The organism is Mesorhizobium onobrychidis (assembly GCF_024707545.1).
GTDB classification, from domain to species: Bacteria; Pseudomonadota; Alphaproteobacteria; order Rhizobiales; family Rhizobiaceae; genus Mesorhizobium; species Mesorhizobium onobrychidis.
On record NZ_CP062229.1, the window covers coordinates 497,985 to 516,725 of the forward strand.

An 18,741-nucleotide genomic window follows, 5' to 3' on the forward strand; every position below is an offset into this window, starting at 1 on the left:
GCGATATTGGTGGCGCACTGTGGCGACGATCCCTCGGCAGGCTGAGCCGGCCTTCTACACGCAGATGACCTTGCCGAGGTGGTCGCCCAGCCGGCAGGCCAATGCCAATTCCGTGCCAAAACCTAGCTGCACACTTTGCTTAAGCCGTGTAAGCGGCCCGGCTGCGCCCAAACAGCGTTAGGATTTCTTAATGAGCGAGACCGCTCAGGCCGCTTCGGAAATGTCCCTGTCCAGGATGGTGAGATTGCGGCCGCGATGCTTGGCCTGGTAAAGGCGGTGGTCGGCGGCACGCATCAGATCCGATACGCCGGCATCCTCGCCGCAGGTGACACCGCCGATGCTGACGGTGAGGGGTATGACCCGCTCATCGACGGGACGGAAGCGGATCAGCTCGACTTCACCGCGAATGCGTTCGGCGACGCGTTTGGCTTCCTGTTCGGTGGCGCCGACCAGAAACGCACCGAATTCCTCGCCGCCGATGCGGCCGATCACGTCGCCGCTGCGCACGCCGCGCTCGATCGCGCTTGCAATGAGGAGCAACGCCTCGTCGCCGGTCAGATGGCCGTAGCTGTCGTTGATGATCTTGAAGTGGTCGGCATCGATGATCAGCAACGCACCGCGATCGGATTTACGCCGGGAGGCCTCGAGCGCCGCAAAGAAGCTCTCGCGGTTGAGCATGCCGGTCATGTCGTCGCGGCTCGCCTTTTCCGACAGGCGCCGATGCGCTGCGGCGAGCTGTGCATGAGCGCGGGCGAGGTCGCGATGGGCGCTTTTCAACCTCTCACCCTGCCAGAAGGTGTAGGCGCTAGCGATCCAGGCAAGCGCGAGCGGGCAGACCGTGGATGTCAGCCAGATCGTGCGGTTGAACGGGAAGCCGATTGCCGGAACGATGATCAGCGTCAACAAAAGCGAGATTGCGACGGAGGCGAAAGCGACGGCGGCAGACTTCAGAAATATGCGGCTCATCGCTGGTTCCCCCTGAACCGTCTCTGTGCCAGCAAGCCCTGAATGCCACCTTTCGGCGATGCTTAAAATTTGAATCATGGCGCCATTTTCGCCACTCGCAACGCGCATAAGTTGTGGATAAAGCCTCTGCCAAAAGCATTGTTTCGTGCCATAAGGATTGCATGACCACGCTCCCGGATCCCGCCCGTTTTGCCCATGTCACCGACTGGGTGTTCGACCTCGACAACACGCTCTATCCGCATCATTCGAACCTGTTCTCGCAGATCGACGTGAAGATGACCGCCTATGTCGGAGAATTGCTGACGCTGCCACGCGACGATGCCCGCAAGCTGCAGAAGGAACTCTACCGGGAATACGGCACGACGCTGAACGGTCTGATGGCGCGCCACGGCATTGATCCCGACGATTTTCTCGAGAAGGTCCATGATATCGACTATTCCTGGCTGGTTCCCGATCCCGTTCTCGGCACCGCCATCCGCCAGCTTCCCGGCCGCAAGTTCATCTTCACCAATGGCGACCGCAGGCATGCCGAACGCACCGCGCGCCAGCTCGGCATCCTTGACCATTTCGACGACATCTTCGATATCGTCGCTGCCGGGCTGAACCCCAAGCCGGCGCGCCGCACCTACGAGAAGTTTGCGGAACTCCACGCCGTCACCGGCCACAATGCGGTGATGTTCGAGGATCTGGCCCGCAACCTGTCCGTGCCGAAATCGCTGGGCATGACCACGGTGCTGGTCGTGCCGCGCAACTTCGAGCCGACCTTCTCGGAGATCTGGGAACGTGATCCGGCCAACGAGGACGATGTGGATTTCGTCACCGACGACCTTGCCGAATTCCTCACCGCGATCGTCGACGTCACCGCTTGAGGCAGTTGCTTCGTGCAGCCGGATCGATACAGCCAGCGGGCTAAAGCTTGTAGAAGCGGCTGATGATCCCCCAGGCCTCGTCGGCGGTGTCGACGAAATCGATGATGTCCTGGTCGCCGGGGGTGATCGTGCCTTGCTCGGCGAGGAAATCGAGGTCGATCGCCCTTTTCCAGAACGCCTTGCCGAACAGGATCACCGGCACGCGCTCCATGCGGCCGGTCTGGATCAGGGTCAGCGTCTCGAAGAATTCGTCCATCGTGCCGAAGCCGCCCGGAAACACCGCGACAGCCTTGGCGCGCATGACAAAGTGCATCTTGCGGACAGCGAAATAGTGGAAGTTGAAACAGAGCTCCGGCGTCACATAGGCATTCGGCGCCTGCTCGTGCGGCAACACGATGTTGAGGCCGATCGACGGTGCGCCGACATCGTCGGCGCCGCGATTGCCGGCTTCCATGACGCCGGGTCCGCCGCCTGTCACCACGACGAATTCGCGATAATAAGAGGTGGCCGACTGCTGCGAGCAGAGGCGGGCGAATTTTCGCGCTTCCTCGTAATATTTACTGTTTTTCTCGAGGTTCTTCTTCTGCGTCTCGTTTTTGGCTGCCCAGGCTTCACCGTCCGGCTCGGGGATGCGCGCGCCGCCGAACAGGATGACGGTCGAGCGGATGCCGCGCTCGGCCAGGATCATCTCGGGCTTCAACAGTTCGAGCTGCAGTCTGACCGCGCGCAATTCGCGCCGCGTCATGAAGTCGGGATCGTTCCAGGCCAGCCGGTAGGTCTCGGCACGCGTCTGCGGCGTGTCCGGCACGCTTTTCGACCGCTCCAGATCCTCGTCCGAATGCGGCAGCGGCGTCCACCCCGCCTTTTCCATAGGAGTCATATTACCTACCCGTCCAATTATTCACTTGCGCCGTCCCGTGACGCAGCCGCGATTGACCCTCACCAAGCCTTCACATAGGGTCCGGCGACTTTCAAGACAGGTTAAGGTGCGGCCCCTTAACAGCTTGGTAATGGAGCGAATTCATGTCGAAGCCCGATCTGGCGAGTCTCGAAAACACCATCGAAACCGCCTTCGAGGAACGCGAGACGATTTCGACGGCAACCCGCGGCGCGACGCGCGACGCCATCCAGTCGGCGCTCGACCTGCTCGATCGGGGTATCGCCCGCGTTGCCGAGCGGCAGGCCGACGGCAAATGGCAGGTCAACCAGTGGCTGAAGAAAGCGGTGCTGCTGTCGTTCCGGCTCAACCCGATGGAGATCATCAAGGGTGGTCCCGGCCAGGCCGTGTGGTGGGACAAGGTGCCGTCGAAATTCGACGGCTGGAGCGCCATCGATTTCGAGAAGGCAGGTTTCCGCGCCGTGCCGTCGTCGATCGTGCGGCGCTCCGCCTATGTCGCGCCAGGTGCCGTGCTGATGCCGTCCTTCGTCAATGTCGGCGCCTACGTCGACAGCGGCACCATGGTCGACACATGGGCCTCGGTCGGCTCCTGCGCCCAGATCGGCAAGAATGTGCATCTGTCGGGCGGCGTCGGCATCGGCGGCGTGCTGGAGCCGATGCAGGCCGGCCCCACCATCATCGAGGATAATTGCTTCATCGGCGCACGCTCCGAGGTGGTAGAAGGCTGCATCGTGCGCGAGGGCTCGGTGCTCGGCATGGGTGTCTTCATCGGTCAGTCGACCAAGATCGTCGACCGCGCCACCGGTGAGGTCTTCTACGGCGAAGTGCCGGCCAATTCCGTCGTCGTCGCCGGCTCGATGCCCGGCAAGCCGTTGCCCAATGGCGAGCCCGGTCCGAGCCTCTACTGCGCCGTCATCGTCAAGCGCGTCGATGCCAGGACCCGCTCCAAAACCTCGATCAACGAACTGCTTCGCGATTGATCCTTCGCAAAAAACGGACGCACCCGCTTGCTCGACAGACCTCGATTTCTATGGCTTTTCTTCAGCCTTTCCGGGCGAGTGAACCCCAGTGCCTACGTTTTGGCCGGTCTTTTGCCGCTCCTGGTTCAGCTTTTCCTGCTCTACCAGTTCTCGCGAACGCCGCTAGGCACTCCCGCAAGTCAGTACTGGGCGCTCGCCTGGTGGATCGCCGTGGTTGTCTCGACATGGTCGACCTTTGCGCTAACGGCGAAGCGGTTCCATGATTTCGGCAAGCCTACCTACTACGCATTGATCTCTCTCATCGTCGGCGCCATTCTCCTTATTATTTTGGCCTTCTTCAAAAGCGACCCCGGACCCAATCGCTACGGCAAACGCACCAATGCGCCGGCCGAATCCTGAGCGCCGGTCGGGTATCTAGCCATGCGCTACCGCACGCTTGATTCGAAACTGATCATCGAAACGGCCGAGCGACTGGAAAAACGCGTCTCCGAGCGTTTTCCCGATGCAGGCTTGCGTGGCGTCGCCATCGAACTCGTATCGCTGTCGCGTGATCTGGCCAAGGCGGCGAAGGCGCTGGAAGCGCCGATCTGGTGGCTGCGCGGCGTCGTCGTCACCGCCATTGCCGCCGGCGCGCTGACGTTCCTGTTCGTCGGCACCATCCTGCCGCTCGGCCGTATCTCGGGCACCCACGATGCCATCCAGTCGGTGCAAGGCATCGAATCCTTGATCAACATGATCATCCTCGCGATGCTCGGCTTCCTGGCCCTGATCCGAACCGAGGAGCGCATCAAGCGCAAGCAGGTGTTTCGCAAGCTTCACGGCTTGCGATCGCTGATCCATGTCATCGACATGCATCAGCTGACCAAAGATCCGGCAGCGCTTTCAACCGATTTCAAGCCGACATCGCATTCACCGGCACGCATAACCGACCGTGCCGATCTCGCCCGCTACCTCGACTATTGCTCCGAAATGCTGTCGATCACCGGCAAGATCGCCGCGCTGTTCGCCCAGTCGGTCAACGACAATGTGGTCGTCGACGGTGTCAACGACATCGAAACCCTGAGCTCCAACCTGTCGCGGAAGATCTGGCAAAAGATCACCCTGATCGACGGTTCGTTGCGGTCGGCTCGTCCAGGTACCTAAGCTAATCTTAATCACCTTGGTCCAGCATGCACGTGGAGACTGTGCCGCCCGACACGGAGCACTCGACTGGCACACGACGAACCCTTGGCCAACCCGAAAACGCGCGGAAAGCGAAGCGCCGGCGCGCGGCTGTTCGCCTGGTTTTCTTCACCGATGAGAGCGGAACCGGAAGCTGTCCGCGCGCGGCTTCTCGAGACCACCTTCGACCGCAAATTCGCCGTCCTGTTCGGCACAATCAGCGTCCTGGTGCTGGCAGTCAGCGCCGCGGTCGTCACCGGCGACCGGTGGCCGTACGCGTGGATCGCGGCCGACCTCATCCTGTTTGCCGCCCGCTTCCTGCTGATGCGGGAATGTGAGCGGGCCCGCAAGCGCGGGGGAACGGGGCCGCTGGCAGGCCTCATGGCCGCCGGGGGCCCATGGTCGGTCATTTTCGGCCTCGGCTGCTATGGCTGCGTCGTCAGCGGGCATATGGCGCTCGCCGTGCTGGCTGCCCTGAATGTCGCAGGCGTGGTCGGCGTGGTGTCGTCCCGCAACGCAGCGACCCCGCGCTACGCCATATTCGTCATGCTGGCCGTAAGCCTGCCTTTTCTGGTTGGCGCGCTGTTTTCTCCGGCGCCCGGAATGTCGATCGTCGTAATTCAAGTGCCGTTCTATGTGGCCGGCGTCATCATCGTGCTCCTTCAAAATCATGCGATCAACGCCCGCATGATCCGCGCCGAACTGGACAATCGCGATCTGGCGATCAAGGACGCACTGACCGGCCTGCCAAACCGCATCTTCCTTCAGGAGAAACTGCGCGGCATGTGCAGCGAGCTTGCGGCACCGGCCGCAAATGGCGGCAGGCCGTTTGCCGTTCTCAGCATGGATCTCGACGGCTTCAAACACGTCAATGACCGCTTCGGCCACGCGGTCGGCGACGTGCTGCTGCGCAAGGTGGCCGAACGATTGAAACGCGCTTTCCGGCCGGGGGATGTGGTCTTTCGCATCGGCGGTGACGAATTCGTCATCCTGCTGCCCGGCACATCCGAGATCGAAGCCACCTACCTGGCAAAGCGGGCCATTGAGAAGATTTCGGTACCTTTCGACCTTGGCGTCGGCACCGCAATACCCATCGGGTTGAGCATTGGAAGCGCCTTCGCGCCTGCCGACGGCGGCGAGCCGGAAATTCTTCTCACCTGTTCCGATCACGCGCTCTATGAAGCCAAGCGCACCGGCAAGGGCCGTTACTGGGCGCATGTGCGGGCCGCGAACTGACCCGATCACGGGGGCCTTTTATCGCCTCCGTCCATCCAATATCCCGCCCTAGGCGCGTCGCGTCTGAAGCGATTCGTGCGACGCGCTTAAACCTTTGTTCTTATCCATGTTGTTGTCCCAAAACTGCTGCGCACCCACGGGACAAGCCCGAGCGCATGCTTTGGGCGACATGCATTAGGCCTGCGACTATACGGCATGAAAACCATAATGTTGGCGGGATGGCTGGCCCTTATGTCTGCCCGTGACAGGCCTTGCGCTTTCGACTATCGCTTTTGCCCATGACGTTGCCGACCGATCCCGCTGGAAATCTCGCCGCCCTCATCCGCTGTGCCTCGGTGACGCCCATTGAGGGCGGGGCACTGAGCACACTGGAAAAAATGCTGAAACCACTCGGCTTTTCCGTCGAGCGCCCGGTGTTTTCGGAAGGAGGCACACCCGATATCGAAAATCTCTATGCGCGGCGCTCCGGCAACGGTCCGCACCTGATGTTCGCCGGGCATACCGACGTGGTGCCGGTCGGCGACGAGACTTCATGGACGCATCCGCCTTTCGCTGCCGAGATCGCCAAAGGCGAGATGTTCGGTCGCGGTGCCGTCGACATGAAGGGCGGCATCGCCTGTTTCGTCGCCGCGGTGGCGCGCCATCTCGAGTCGAAAGGCGGCCTGAAAGGCTCGGTCTCGCTGCTGATCACCGGCGACGAAGAAGGGCCGGCCATCAACGGCACGACAAAGCTGCTCGAATGGGCGGCCGCCAAGGGCGAGAAATGGGACGCGTCCATCGTCGGCGAGCCGACCAATCCCGATGCGCTGGGCGACATGATCAAGATCGGCCGGCGCGGCTCTTTGTCCGGCAGCATCATCGTCAACGGCCGCCAGGGCCACGCCGCCTACCCGCAGCTTGCCGACAATCCGGTGCGCGGGCTGATGACGTTGGTCGACGCCTTGCTGCACCCCGTCTTCGACAAGGGCACCAAGGACTTCCAGCCGACCAATCTGGAGGTGACCTCGATCGACGTCGGCAATCCGGCCACCAATGTCATTCCGGCGAAGGCGACCGCCGCCTTCAACATTCGCTTCAACGACACATGGACCGCCGAGACCATCCAGGCGGAAATCCACAACCGTCTCGACAAGGCGGCGAAGCGCAAGAAATACCGGACCGGCAAGACGACGCCGGTCGATTACGAGCTCGTCTGGCGCGACCGGCCGAGCCACGTCTTCCTCACCCGAGACGACCGGCTGATCGAAGCGCTCAGCGGTTCGGTCAAGGCGGTGATCGGCAGGAAGCCGGCGCTTTCCACCTCCGGCGGTACCTCCGACGCACGCTTCATCAAGGATTATTGCCCGGTGGTCGAGTTCGGGCTGGTCGGCAAGACCATGCACATGGTCGATGAACGCGTCGCGCTTGCCGACCTCGAGACGCTGACGCAGATCTATCAGCGCTTCATCGGAGACTGGTTCGAGCGAGACGTATCGTAATCATGCTTTCGTCGGATGAAACCTATGCTTCGCTGAACGGCGCCTGGCGACTGATGCTCGGCAAGGCCGACGGGCTGCGCCAGCTCGACCTTTCGGCCGACGGTTTCTGGAATTCCTTCTTCGCCATTGTCGTTGCGGCACCGGCGCTGATCGTCGGTTGGGTCGGCCTTGCCAACGAGATCGGCGATCCGAGTGCATTCGCGGGGCGCTTCAGCATGCTGATCCGTCTGGCGACGGTCGACGTCGGCGCCTGGGTATTGCCGCTTGTCGGCCTTGCCCTGGTCGCGCCGCGCGCCGGCATTGGCGGGCGTTTCGTCCACTATGTCGTCGCCAGCAACTGGGCGTCGGCGATCATCGCCTGGATGATGCTGCCAGCGGCGTTGATCAGGCTTTTCCTGCCGTCCACCAACGAGTTCGCCGTACTGGCGTCGCTGCTTTTGTTTGCGTTGTCGATGATCCTGACCTGGCGGATGACAAACGTCGCCATCGGCAGGGGCGCGGCTGTCGGCACCGCTGTCTTCGCCGGCATGTTCGTGGCGTCGCTGGTCGTTCTGTTCGGCCTTGAGGCGCTGCTCGGCATTGGTGCGCCGGCTTAGTCGACCTTCGGATAATCCACACCGATAAGAAAAAGCCCGTCGGGCGGCGCCACCTGGCCGCAAGCGGCACGGTCGCGCGCGCCGAGCGCCGCCTTCAGGTCGGCAACTGTCCAGCCGCCTTCGCCGACGCGCTTCAGCGAGCCGACCATCGAGCGCACCTGATTGTGCAGGAACGAGCGCGCTGAGGCTCGCACTTCGATCACGTTACCCAGCCGACTGACATCCAGCCGGTCGAGCGTCCGGACCGGGCTGTCGGCCTGGCACTGGGTCGAGCGGAACGTGGTGAAATCATGCCGCCCCAGCAGCACCTTTGCCGCCTCGTGCATGGCCTCGGCGTCGAGCCGCTTCGGCACCCACCAGATCTTGCCCTTGTCGAGTGCCGCCGGCGCGCGCCGGTTGACGATGCGGTAGAGATAGTGGCGGCCGATCGCCGAGAAACGCGCATCGAAGCTATCAGGCACGACAGCCGCGTTGAGGATGGCGATGCGCGCCTTGACCGTTTGCAGGTGGGCATTGACGGCATCGCGCACCTTGTCATCAGGCCATGCCTTGACGAGATCGACATGCGCCACCTGACCGGTCGCATGGACGCCGGCATCGGTGCGGCCGGCGCCGCGCAGCGAGACCCGTTCGCCGCAGAATTTCTCGATCGCCTGTTCGATCGCCTGCTGCACCGAAGGCTGGTCTGCCTGGCGCTGCCAGCCGGCATAGAGGCTGCCGTCATATTCGATGTCGAGGCGAAAACGCGGCATTCCTAAGCAGGATGAGGTTAGGCAGCGAGCGCGGAGCTAAAAGCCGAAGCATAGACCAGCTTGCCGGTCTCAGGCGCTTCGCCCCAGGCCTGCGCCTGCAGGGCTTCGCCCTGGTACTCGCTTTCGAACTTTTCGGCGCGCGCATGACTGTAGCCGAAGCGGCCATAGTAGGCGGGATCGCCAAGCACCACAGCCAGCACCTCGCCGGCTTCCTTCAGGCGGATATGCGCCTCGCGGACCAGCGCACCGCCGATGCCGGTGCCATGGAATGACGGCTCGACCGCCAGAGGCGCCAGCGCCACCGCCAGAAAGCTCTTGCCGCCGTTCTGCACGAAAAGCCTCGAAAACAGGATATGGCCGACCACCTGTCCATCTTCTTCCGCCACCAGTTCGACGACGGCATCGCCGCCGCTGACTAGCGCGTCGACCAGTCCGGCCTCCGCCTGCTGGCCGAATGCGTGTTCCTCGACGAGGCGGATCGCCTCGCGGTCCCGCGGCGTTGCCGCGCGTATCGACATCATGCTCATGAGAATTTCATTCCTTTTTCGAGCTTGGCCCCGCGCAGAAATTCCTGCGCGGCAATGGGCCTTCCGCCCGCACGTTGAACTTCGACCAGCCTGATCGCGCCTGACTCGCAGGCGACCGTCAGCCGGTCGTCGAGAATTCCTCCCGGCTCGCCGGCGCCATCCGAAAGCGTCGAGCGAAGCAGTTTCAGCCGCTCCAAGCGGCCGCCAATTTCGGTCTCGCACCATGCGCCGGGAAAAGGCGACAGGCCGCGAATATGATCGTGGACTTCGCCAGCAGGCCGCGTCCAGTCCACGCGCGTCTCCGCTTTATCGATCTTTTTGGCGTAGGTCACCCCCTCCGTCGCCTGTGCGGTAAATGTCAGGGCATCCCGTTCCATTCGTGCCAGCGCTTCCGCCATCAGCGCGGCACTAATGTGCATCAACCGATCGTGCAGTTCGCCGGCCGTCATATCGGGGCCGATGGCGCATTTTTCGACCATCGCCACCGGGCCGGTGTCCAGGCCCTCTTCCATCCGCATCACCATCATGCCTGTCTCGGTATCGCCGGCCATGATGGCGCGCTGGATAGGGGCGGCGCCGCGCCAGCGTGGCAACAGCGACGCGTGACCATTGAGGCAGCCGAGCCGCGGCGCCTCGAGAATTGGTTTGGGCAACAGCAATCCATAGGCGACGACCACGGCGACATCGGCCCGCAGGGCGCGGAACGCCTGCTGCTCGGCCTCGCTCTTCAGCGACACCGGCGTTCGCACCTCGATGCTCAGCCGCTCCGCCTCGCGCTGAACCGGCGACGGCGTCAGTTCCAGCCCGCGGCGGCCGGCGGCGCGCGGCGGCTGGGTGTAGACGGCCTCTATCTCATGCCCGGCTTCCGCGATCGCCCGCAGCGTCGGCACGGAGAATTCGGGCGTACCCATGAAGATGACGCGCAGGGGCATTTTTGTTCCGGTCTTGGTCTGGAAGTCGGCTCAGGCACCCGCTTCAAACGGATTTACGAGTTTCAGGTCAAGCCCGTCGAAGTCGCGAACGTTGCGGGTCGCAAGCGTAGCGTCATGCGCCAGGCAGATTGCAGCGATCATCGCGTCAGGGAGGCTGATCGGGCGGCCATATTGCTCCCGTGCAGCGCGAAGCTTCCCAGCCAACCGGGGGACCGAGCCGGCAAAATCCACAATGCGGCCGGCAAACTGCTGCAAAATCAGGTGGTCGAGCACCCGAACATAACGGTCCGACCCTGTCCTGTTCAAAAATCTTTCGGCGCCAAAAGACTGCTCCATGATGACGGGCCCACACATGTAGAGCTCAAGAAAATTCTGTTTGCGAAACCATGCGGAGACATGCGAATCTGGTGCGGGCTTGCTGGCTTCCGAAACAATGTTGGTATCGAGGACAATCACTCGAAATCCTCGACCGGGCGACCGAAGTCGCGTTTCCGTTCCGCCTCGATTTCGTCCATTATCTTCGCGAACTCGTCGTCAATCGCGTTTTCAGCGGCGAATGCTGAGCGAATCGCGTCCCACGCTGAAAGACCCGGTTCCGGCTTGGCTTCTCTTTCCGCGACCATGCCTTTGCGCAACAGATCGATCGCTTTGCCCGACAGGCTCTGGCCGCCCTTGTGCGCCGCCTGTTCGATCTCGCGCTTCAAGGGTTCGGGAATATTTCTGATCAGCATATCGCCCATCGGCACCTCCAGATCTGATATCAATGATATCCGAATGAAGGTCTTTGCTCAACATGGATTTGGGATTCTACGCGGGCTGCTCGAACAACGCCCTACCCCACCAGCTTGCCGGGCGCCTTGCTGCCCGGCGTCTTGTCCCTGGCGAGCTTCTTGAACTTCTTCACCACCATGTCGCGCTTCAGCTTCGAGATGTGATCGATGAACAGAACGCCGTTGAGATGGTCGATCTCATGCTGCAGGCAAGTCGCCATCAGCCCTTCGGCCTCGATCTCCTGCAGCTTGCCGTCGCGATCGAGATATTTCACCCGCACGGCGGCAGGGCGTTCGACCTCGGCATAGTAGTCCGGGATCGACAGGCAACCTTCCTCGTAAACCGAGCGCTGATCGGCGCTCTCCAGGATCTCGGGATTGATGAAGACTTGCGGCGCCGGCGTCTCGTCTTCCTTGGCGAGGTCGATCACCAGCAAGCGCAGTGGCTCGCCGACCTGGATCGCCGCCAGACCGATGCCCGGCGCATCATACATGGTGTCCAGCATGTCGTCGGCCAGTTTGCGCAAGGCGGCGTCGACGCGCTCGACCGGTTTCGAAACCTGGCGCAGGACGGGATCGGGAAGGATGATGAGCGGCTTGATCGACATGGCGTCTCACCTAAGACCTCGCACGAAAGGCGTCAACCGGGGCATTTGAAGCGCCGTTCACGTTTTGATCTGTGCCGTCAGTCCGAATCATCTATGCTGTCCCATATGAACGACTTGACCACCATCCTGTCCGAACCGGTCGCCCGCTTCGGCGCCACCACGATCACGCTCGGCCACGCACTGGCATTCGGCGCGATCCTGTTCATGGGCCTGTTCGTGACGCTGGTCGTCGCGCTCTGGCGGTCGGCCAAGGCGCGTGCGGTGGCTGCCGCGGAAGCCGCCGACCACGCCCGCGACGCCGAGGCGCGGATGGCCGGCATCTTGGCAAGCCAGGCCGAGATGCAGGGCCGCATGGGCGCCATCGCCGAAGTGTTCGGGGCGCGGCAGGCCGAACTCACGCAGTCGATCGGCCAACGCCTCGACGCGATGACCGGCCGTCTCGGCCAGACTATGACCGAGCAGACAAAATCGACGCATGACAGCCTCGCCAAACTGCAGGAGCGGCTGGCGGTCATCGATACCGCGCAGGGCAACATCCAGTCGCTCGCCGGCCAGGTCGTTCAGCTTCAGGCGATCCTCTCCAACAAGCAGACGCGCGGCGCCTTCGGCCAGTCGCGCATGGAGGCGATCGTAGCCGACGGCCTGCCCCACGGTGCCTACGAATTCCAGGCGACCTTGTCGAACGGCAGCCGGCCCGACTGCCTGGTGAAGATGCCGAACGGCGCGCCCGCACTTGCCATAGACGCCAAGTTTCCGCTGGAAGCCTGGAACGCCATCCGTGCCGCCGAAGGTGTCGATTTGCAGAAGGTCGCCGCACAAGCGTTTCGGCGCGACATCGAGGTGCATGTCCGCGATATTTCCGAAAAATATCTGATCCAAGGCGAGACGCAGGATACCGCCTTCATGTTCGTGCCGTCGGAATCGGTGTTCGCCGAGATCCACGAGAATTTCGAGGGGATTGTCCACAAGGCGCACCGCGCCCGCATCGTCATCGTCTCGCCGTCGCTGCTGATGCTGTCGATCCAGGTCATCCAGGCGATCCTCAAGGACGCCCGCATGCGCGAGCAGGCGCATTTGATCCAGGGCGAAGTCATCCGGCTGATGGAGGATGTCTCGCGCCTCGACGAGCGGGTGCGCAAGCTGCAGAGCCATTTCGGCCAGTCGGCCAAGGATATCGACGATATCCTCGTCTCGACGTCGAAGGTGACCAAGCGCGGCCAGAAGATCGAGGCGCTGGAATTCGGCGCGCAGCCGACGGAGGGCGACGCCGGATCGGTCGAGACGACACATGGGGCCGGCGCGAAGGTCGAAGCGGGTGCGCGCGTCGCCGACTCCAAGACCGGTCAGCTGAGACTAAGGGTCGTCGAAGGCGACGACTGAGAGGCTACTGCCCCTCGACGATCGTCGTGCCTTCGAACTCCGGCAGCCAGTGCAGCGCCGAGCGGTGCCAGATCTGTTTTCTCGGGATCAGTTGTTCGCGCTGCCGCGCCGTGCCGACCCTGATGCCGTAGACTTTCGGCCCGTCGCCAACCGACGTGGCATAGAGATGCGAACCGCACTCGCCGCAAAAAGCCTGGGCGCGCCTGGCGCCGCTCGATGCGGTCTTGATGTAGATCTTCGGCGTGCCCTTGGTGATCCGGTAGTGGTCCTCCGGCGCCGGCACGGTCACCCGAAACGCCGTTCCGGTCAGCTGCTGACAATCGATGCAGTGACAAATACTGGTCTTGTCCGGATCGACTTCCGCCTCGTAGGTGATAGCGCCGCAATGGCACCCGCCGTCGATTTTCATCTTCGCTCCTCCCTTCCAGCCCGCGCCTCTATGCGTTCGAGCTTAGCGGCGCACCGGTCGAAGCTCCACAGGCATTCACAACGCGCGAAGCATCCGGCGGTTCAATACTGCTGCGCCGACGCCTGTTCGATAACCTCTTCCGTCCAGACCTTAAAGCCGGCCAGCGTGCCCGGTCCGAAAATATGGGTGAGCGGCACATCGGCTGCGTCGCGGCCGGAGGCGATCAGGATACGGCCGATGCGCGGCGCATTGTTGCGCGGATCGAAGGCATGCCAGCGGCCGCCGAGATAGACCTCCATCCAGGCGGCGAAATCCATGTCCGACCACGGTTTCGGCAGGCCGATGTCGCTGATGTAGCCGGTGCAGTAGCGCGTCGGGATGTTCAAGGCGCGGCAGAAGGCGACGGCGAGATGGGCGAAGTCGCGGCAGACGCCGCTTTGCTCACGATAGGCCTCGGCCGCGGTGCGCGTCGGCCGCGCATTGCCGTAATTGAAGATGATGTGGTTGTGGACGAAATCGCAGACCGCCTGCACGCGTGGAATGCCGAGCGGTGTGTGGCCGAACAGCCGCCATGCCTCGCTCGCCAGCACGTCGCTCTCGCAATAGCGGCTCGGCAGCAGGAACAGCAATGTCTCCGACGGCAGGTCGCGCACCTCGTGCTGCCACGCCATCAGGTCGCCCATCTCGAAGGTGCCGGGATCGCGGATCACCGCGTCCGTGCCGAAGGTAAAGCGCCCGGGCGGGGCGACAAGACGGTTGCACCAGTTGCCGAAACTGTCGCGGTAGCTCTCGATCGGCACCGGTGGGTTCGAGGTCAGGAAATCCGGCCGCTCGAGATCGGACGCGCGGGAATAGTGAACGTTGAGCATCGCGATCAGCGGCGTTTCCTGCGGAAAGTCGAAGCTCATCTCGCAGCCGATATGGATTCGCATTGTCGTCCTGACCGGCCTGCCGGATCATCACCCGGCGAAGGCACGGGCTGTTGCTGCAGTGCAAAAAAAGATCATCGCACGGACCAACGCGGTTTACGAGCGAATTAGAAACCGGTTGACGGCCGCCGGCTGGCGCCGGCGCCAGATTATGCCTCTTGCGGTCGGGCGTTTCTCTTGGTTCATTTCGCTTTACCACAATCGGAGGAAACGAATCATGGCTAAAGGTGCGATGAAGGCGGGCAAAGAAGCCCGCAAGCCGAAGAAGGACGCGAAGAAACCCGCCCCTGCCCCGACCCTGAAAGCGCCGCCCGTTAAGGCGATCAAACTCAAGGACAGGTAGGCCTCGGCGTTTCGGCGCAAGGTCATGACCGGCGGCACTTCAGGGCCAATCGACATTGAGCGATTGGTCCTGAAATGCCGTCGGCGCTGCTATTGATTGGGCCCCGAAATTTCTATAGCAATGCAGCGAAGACGACTTCGCGCTTTCAGAAAAGACCGGGACGACCCGCAATCCAATGGAGCGTTCCGATGTCGTGGATTCTTCTCTTCTTCGCTGGCCTGTTCGAGATCGGCTGGGCGATCGGCCTCAAACACACTGACGGTTTTTCAAAGCCGCTGCCGACGGTCCTGACGGTTGTCTCGATGGTCGTCAGTCTCGCCTTGCTCGGACTGGCGCTGAAGAACCTGCCGGTCGGCACGGCCTATGCGGTGTGGACCGGCATCGGCACCGTCGGCACGGCGCTGCTTGGCATCTGGCTGCTCGGCGAGCCTGCGACCGCGATCAGGCTGGCCTGCATCGCACTCATCGTCTGCGGCATCATGGGATTGAAACTTGCGGCCTAAAGCGCGTCGCGTTCGGACGGATTCAAGCGACGCGCTTTAAACTCTTGTTTTTATGCATGTCGTTATCGCAAAACCGCTGCGCACTTTTGCGCGACATGCATTAGTTTTGCTGCAAGGCCGCAGCACAAACGCGTTCAGGGCCGTTGCAAGGCGGCCCTGAATTTGATTGGTGAAATCGCGCTGTAGGAGCGCTAGCGAGCGGAAAAGCCCGGAGGCGTCCTGCCGGTGCGCTGCTTGCGCGCCGCGTAGCGCGCGTCGCGCTTGGCCTTGCGCTCGGCCTCGTCGGCAAGCAAACGAGCGATGCGCTCGTTCTCTTCGGCTTCCCGGATCTTCGCTTCCGCCTGCGCCGCTTCTTCCGCAGCAATACGCGCTGCTTCGGCAGCAGCTTCGCGCTCGGCCTTTTCGGCAGCTTCGCGCGCCAGCTTTTCCTGCTTCAGCCTGGCCTTTTCGGCCTCGCGTATCGCACGAGCTTCGAGGATTGCCTTGCGTTCGGCCTGTCGTGCCAGCACCGCTGGATCGTCTGCTGCCGGCTTTGCCTTGAAGCGCTCGAGAAGCGCCTTCTTTGCCTCGTTTGCGGCATTGCGCCGCTCGAAAACGTCTTTTTCCCTATAGATAGCCAAGTCCACTTCCCTGGAGTCAATTTGCGAGGCTTACATACGCGTGAAAACCCAGAGTTCAAGCGCCAAAACGGTATGCCAGCCATGAAATTCTGAGCTGTTGCAGCCGGGAGACGCCTTTTCGGCTGAATTCGGCTGAAACGGACATGCATTGTTCACCATCCGGCCCTCTGGCGGCGCGGCGAACTGGTCGCTAACTCTAGCGCGAGAAACAAAACGCCAGGATGACAGATGATGGAACTCGGTCTCTATACCTTCGCGGACGTCAGCCCGGAACCGGGCCTAGGCGCCATCGGTGCGCATGAGCGGCTGCGCAACCTGATCGAGGAGATCGAACTGGCCGACCAGGTCGGCCTCGACGTGTTTGGGCTGGGCGAGCATCACCGTCCCGATTATGCGGCTTCAGCGCCGGTTGTAGCCCTGGCCGCGGCGGCCGAACGCACCAGGCGCATAAAGCTGACCAGCGCGGTCACCGTGCTTTCCTCCGACGATCCGGTTCGTGTCTTCCAGCAGTTTGCGACCCTTGACCTTCTATCCAGCGGCCGGGCCGAGATCATGGCTGGACGCGGCTCGTTCATCGAATCCTTTCCGCTGTTCGGCTACAATCTCGAAGACTATGACGAGCTCTTTGCCGAAAAGCTCGACCTGCTGCTTGCCATTCGCGATCATGTCAAGGTGACCTGGTCGGGCAGGCTGCGCGCTCCGATCAACGATCGCGGCGTCTACCCCCGCCCGTTCCAGGACAGATTGCCGATCTGGATCGCGATTGGCGGCACGCCGCAATCCGCCGCGCGGGCCGGCGCGCTCGGCCTGCCGCTGGCGCTGGCCATCATCGGCGGCGAGCCGGTGCGGTTCGCGCCGCTGTTCGATATTTATAGGGAAGCGGCCAAACGGGCGGGCAACGATCCGGCTGATCTGGCCACCAGCCTCAACGTCCACGGCTTCATCGCCGAGACCACCGACCAGGCGGCTGACGATTTTTATGGGCCGCAGGCCGAGGTGATGAACCGCATCGGCCGCGAGCGCGGCTGGGGTCCGACGTCGAGAGCACATTTCGACCAGTCGCGCGGCCCGAGCGGCGCGCTGTTCGTCGGCAATCCAGAACAGGTGGCCGAAAAGATCGTTGCCCAGCACAGGATATTCGGCAACGACCGCTTCCTGCTGCAAATGGCGATCGGCACCATGGCGCACGCCAAAATCATGAAGGCGATCGAACTCTACGGCACCACGGTGGCGCCGATCGTGCGCAAGGAAACGGTGAAGGCCATCCCTGCCGTGGCCGCGCCGGCCGCCTGATTCGCCGGCAAGATCGTAGGGCTAAGGTCATCGTCAGCGCCGGCTAACGCATCGGCCCGCAAATTGGACTCGATTTTCGGGCCGATGCGTAGATTCAAAGCGTTAGAGCGTACTTGTGCGTCCAAGTGGACGCACGTCGCTCTAACGGAACCTTGAAGCCGCAAAGGCGTTTCCGCCAACAGCGTACACCAATCGCAGTGTGCCGCCGAGGCCAGAATGAAAGCCGAACCCGCCGCTTCGGGCGCTGCCGATAGCCCGGATTCGCGCGTCGAGGGGCGTGCGGACATGCATCTGATGCGTTCGCTGCTCCTTGGCATCTTCATCTTGATGACGATCTACGCGCTCTCCTTCGCTCGTGCCTTCTTCATGCCGGTCATTCTGGCTTTCCTGCTGGCGCTGACGCTGACGCCGATCGTCCGTTTCCTGCGCAAACACGGCATGCCCGATGTGATATCGGCGACACTGCTGGTGGTGCTGTCGGTCAGCATCCTTGCCGTGACCGGCTATCTGCTCAGCGGTCCGGTCATCGACCTCATCAACAACACTTCGGTGATCGGCCAGCAGCTGACCGAACGTCTCGCGCAACTGCGGCGTCCTTTCGAAAGGATCATGGAGATTTCGCGGCAGATAGAGGGACTGACGCAGACATCCCAGGAGCCGGGCGTTCAGAGGGTTGCCATGGCGCAATCCGGCCTTCTGTCGCAAGCTGCCAGCAATTTGCTGTCGGCGGGCACCAGCCTCATCATCGTCTTCGTCCTGTCGCTGTTCCTGCTCGCCTCCGGCACGATGTTCTATGAGAAGATCGTCGAATCCTTCCCCAGTCTCAGCGAAAAGAAGCGGGCACTGCGCGTCGTCTATGGCGTCGAACGTGAAATCTCGCACTACCTGCTTACCGTCGCCGTCATCAACACATGCTTGGGCGTGGTCATCGGACTCGGCCTCTGGGCACTCGGCGTGCCCAACCCGCAGGTCTGGGGCGCAGCAGCGGCTCTGCTTCAATTTCCTGCCCTATATCGGGGCGCTGATTACGATCACGCTTGTCACGATCATCGCGCTGATTAGCTTCGACAGCATCTCCTACGCGCTGCTGGCGCCAGCCTTTGTGCTGTTGTGCGATACCGTCGAAGGCCAATTCGTGACGCCGACGGTGGTCGGCCGGCGCCTAGAGATCAACGCCGTGTCGATCCTCATCGCCATTGCCTTCTGGTCCTGGCTGTGGGGTTTCGTCGGCGCGCTGATGGCGGTGCCGCTGCTGGTCGTCATCAAGGTGTTCTGCGATCATTTCGACGGCCTCAGCCATGTCGGCAATTTCCTGGCGGCGCAGCATGCAGCGGTTGAGGACGAAGAGATTTCCGACACCGAGAAAGCGGCGGGCGCATGATCCGGGAACCGGAGTAAGTTCCAGAAGGGATCCTCGAATTCAAAATGCCAGGACGTCCTTGCGCCTGCCTGGACGCGCGGCGTCTGTTCAATTTTTTGAATTTGCGGCCG

The 18,741-nt window shown here is 62.3% G+C and carries 22 protein-coding genes and 1 pseudogene; 12 read left to right on the top strand and 11 right to left on the bottom strand.

Going from position 1 to position 18,741, the window contains the following annotated elements:
• Positions 1–204: 204 nt before the first annotated feature.
• The gene (locus IHQ72_RS02355; protein ID WP_258120969.1) at positions 205–966 is read right to left on the bottom strand and encodes a GGDEF domain-containing protein; all 762 of its coding nucleotides are present in this window, start codon (positions 964–966) and stop codon (positions 205–207) included.
• A gap of 161 nt (positions 967–1,127) precedes the next feature.
• Here IHQ72_RS02355 and IHQ72_RS02360 point away from each other — a divergent pair, with 161 nt between their 5' ends.
• A complete protein-coding gene (locus IHQ72_RS02360) occupies positions 1,128–1,835 on the top strand; it encodes a pyrimidine 5'-nucleotidase (RefSeq protein WP_095494106.1) in 708 nt (235 codons plus the stop codon).
• Between the two features lie 40 nt (positions 1,836–1,875).
• Here IHQ72_RS02360 and IHQ72_RS02365 read toward each other — a convergent pair whose 3' ends face one another.
• Complete coding sequence (locus IHQ72_RS02365; protein WP_082982714.1) at positions 1,876–2,715, bottom strand: LOG family protein; 840 nt, start codon at positions 2,713–2,715, stop codon at positions 1,876–1,878.
• Positions 2,716–2,858: 143 nt separating this feature from the next.
• Here IHQ72_RS02365 and dapD point away from each other — a divergent pair, with 143 nt between their 5' ends.
• The 6 genes from dapD (at position 2,859) to IHQ72_RS02395 (ending at position 8,184) form a co-directional block, all read left to right on the top strand.
• Entirely contained in the window at positions 2,859–3,713 is an 855-nt protein-coding gene (gene dapD, locus IHQ72_RS02370; RefSeq protein WP_258120972.1) for a 2,3,4,5-tetrahydropyridine-2,6-dicarboxylate N-succinyltransferase, read from the top strand.
• 78 nt (positions 3,714–3,791) lie between these two features.
• Complete coding sequence (locus IHQ72_RS02375) at positions 3,792–4,112, top strand: DUF805 domain-containing protein (RefSeq protein WP_258120973.1); 321 nt, start codon at positions 3,792–3,794, stop codon at positions 4,110–4,112.
• Positions 4,113–4,133: 21 nt separating this feature from the next.
• Complete coding sequence (locus IHQ72_RS02380) at positions 4,134–4,856, top strand: hypothetical protein (protein WP_258120974.1); 723 nt, start codon at positions 4,134–4,136, stop codon at positions 4,854–4,856.
• A 153-nt stretch (positions 4,857–5,009) separates the two neighbouring features.
• Positions 5,010–6,110 carry a GGDEF domain-containing protein gene (locus tag IHQ72_RS02385; RefSeq protein WP_258120975.1) on the top strand — a complete coding sequence of 367 codons (1,101 nt, stop codon included), beginning with the start codon at positions 5,010–5,012 and terminating at the stop codon, positions 6,108–6,110.
• A 278-nt stretch (positions 6,111–6,388) separates the two neighbouring features.
• Positions 6,389–7,588 carry a succinyl-diaminopimelate desuccinylase gene (gene dapE / locus IHQ72_RS02390; protein ID WP_258120976.1) on the top strand — a complete coding sequence of 400 codons (1,200 nt, stop codon included), beginning with the start codon at positions 6,389–6,391 and terminating at the stop codon, positions 7,586–7,588.
• A gap of 2 nt (positions 7,589–7,590) precedes the next feature.
• Positions 7,591–8,184: a transporter gene (locus tag IHQ72_RS02395; protein ID WP_258120977.1), complete on the top strand. Its 594-nt coding sequence runs from the start codon at positions 7,591–7,593 to the stop codon at positions 8,182–8,184.
• On the opposite strand, the gene truA is transcribed toward IHQ72_RS02395, so the two are convergent.
• The 6 genes from truA to def form a co-directional block, all read right to left on the bottom strand.
• Positions 8,181–8,936 (bottom strand): tRNA pseudouridine(38-40) synthase TruA, encoded by a 756-nt coding sequence (gene truA / locus IHQ72_RS02400; RefSeq protein WP_258120979.1) that lies wholly within the window; start codon positions 8,934–8,936, stop codon positions 8,181–8,183. The genes IHQ72_RS02395 and truA overlap by 4 nt on opposite strands.
• A gap of 17 nt (positions 8,937–8,953) precedes the next feature.
• The gene (locus tag IHQ72_RS02405) at positions 8,954–9,463 is read right to left on the bottom strand and encodes a GNAT family N-acetyltransferase (protein WP_258120980.1); all 510 of its coding nucleotides are present in this window, start codon (positions 9,461–9,463) and stop codon (positions 8,954–8,956) included.
• A complete protein-coding gene (fmt, locus tag IHQ72_RS02410) occupies positions 9,460–10,395 on the bottom strand; it encodes a methionyl-tRNA formyltransferase (RefSeq protein ID WP_258120981.1) in 936 nt (311 codons plus the stop codon). The genes IHQ72_RS02405 and fmt overlap by 4 nt, the downstream gene beginning before the upstream one ends.
• Before the next feature lie 30 nt (positions 10,396–10,425).
• On the bottom strand, positions 10,426–10,851 hold the full coding sequence (locus IHQ72_RS02415) for a type II toxin-antitoxin system VapC family toxin (RefSeq protein ID WP_258120982.1): 426 nt from the start codon (positions 10,849–10,851) through the stop codon (positions 10,426–10,428).
• Positions 10,848–11,135, bottom strand: coding sequence for a plasmid stabilization protein (locus IHQ72_RS02420; RefSeq protein WP_126036711.1), 288 nt, complete (start codon positions 11,133–11,135; stop codon positions 10,848–10,850). Before IHQ72_RS02420 ends, IHQ72_RS02415 begins: the two co-directional genes overlap by 4 nt.
• Positions 11,136–11,227: 92 nt before the next feature.
• Positions 11,228–11,773, bottom strand: a complete 546-nt coding sequence (gene def / locus IHQ72_RS02425; RefSeq protein ID WP_258120983.1) for a peptide deformylase — start codon at positions 11,771–11,773, stop codon at positions 11,228–11,230.
• Between the two features lie 105 nt (positions 11,774–11,878).
• Here def and IHQ72_RS02430 point away from each other — a divergent pair, with 105 nt between their 5' ends.
• The gene (locus IHQ72_RS02430; RefSeq protein WP_258120984.1) at positions 11,879–13,153 is read left to right on the top strand and encodes a DNA recombination protein RmuC; all 1,275 of its coding nucleotides are present in this window, start codon (positions 11,879–11,881) and stop codon (positions 13,151–13,153) included.
• 4 nt (positions 13,154–13,157) lie between these two features.
• On the opposite strand, the gene IHQ72_RS02435 is transcribed toward IHQ72_RS02430, so the two are convergent.
• Both IHQ72_RS02435 and IHQ72_RS02440 read right to left on the bottom strand, forming a co-directional pair.
• Positions 13,158–13,562, bottom strand: coding sequence for a GFA family protein (locus IHQ72_RS02435; RefSeq protein ID WP_258120985.1), 405 nt, complete (start codon positions 13,560–13,562; stop codon positions 13,158–13,160).
• 101 nt (positions 13,563–13,663) lie between these two features.
• Positions 13,664–14,494: a transglutaminase-like domain-containing protein gene (locus tag IHQ72_RS02440; RefSeq protein ID WP_258120986.1), complete on the bottom strand. Its 831-nt coding sequence runs from the start codon at positions 14,492–14,494 to the stop codon at positions 13,664–13,666.
• Here IHQ72_RS02440 and IHQ72_RS02445 point away from each other — a divergent pair.
• Together IHQ72_RS02445 and sugE are read left to right on the top strand one after the other, a co-directional pair.
• Entirely contained in the window at positions 14,424–14,834 is a 411-nt protein-coding gene (locus IHQ72_RS02445; RefSeq protein WP_258124086.1) for a hypothetical protein, read from the top strand. The two genes, IHQ72_RS02440 and IHQ72_RS02445, sit on opposite strands and share 71 nt — an antisense overlap.
• Before the next feature lie 188 nt (positions 14,835–15,022).
• The gene (gene sugE, locus IHQ72_RS02450) at positions 15,023–15,337 is read left to right on the top strand and encodes a quaternary ammonium compound efflux SMR transporter SugE (RefSeq protein ID WP_258120988.1); all 315 of its coding nucleotides are present in this window, start codon (positions 15,023–15,025) and stop codon (positions 15,335–15,337) included.
• Positions 15,338–15,528: 191 nt separating this feature from the next.
• Here sugE and IHQ72_RS02455 read toward each other — a convergent pair whose 3' ends face one another.
• Entirely contained in the window at positions 15,529–15,957 is a 429-nt protein-coding gene (locus IHQ72_RS02455) for a DUF6481 family protein (RefSeq protein WP_023801556.1), read from the bottom strand.
• A gap of 231 nt (positions 15,958–16,188) precedes the next feature.
• Between IHQ72_RS02455 and IHQ72_RS02460 the strand changes: the two genes are divergently transcribed.
• Entirely contained in the window at positions 16,189–17,250 is a 1,062-nt protein-coding gene (locus IHQ72_RS02460) for an LLM class flavin-dependent oxidoreductase (RefSeq protein WP_258123708.1), read from the top strand.
• A gap of 216 nt (positions 17,251–17,466) precedes the next feature.
• A pseudogene (locus IHQ72_RS02465) lies at positions 17,467–18,631 on the top strand (AI-2E family transporter).
• The last annotated feature ends 110 nt before the right edge of the window (positions 18,632–18,741 follow it).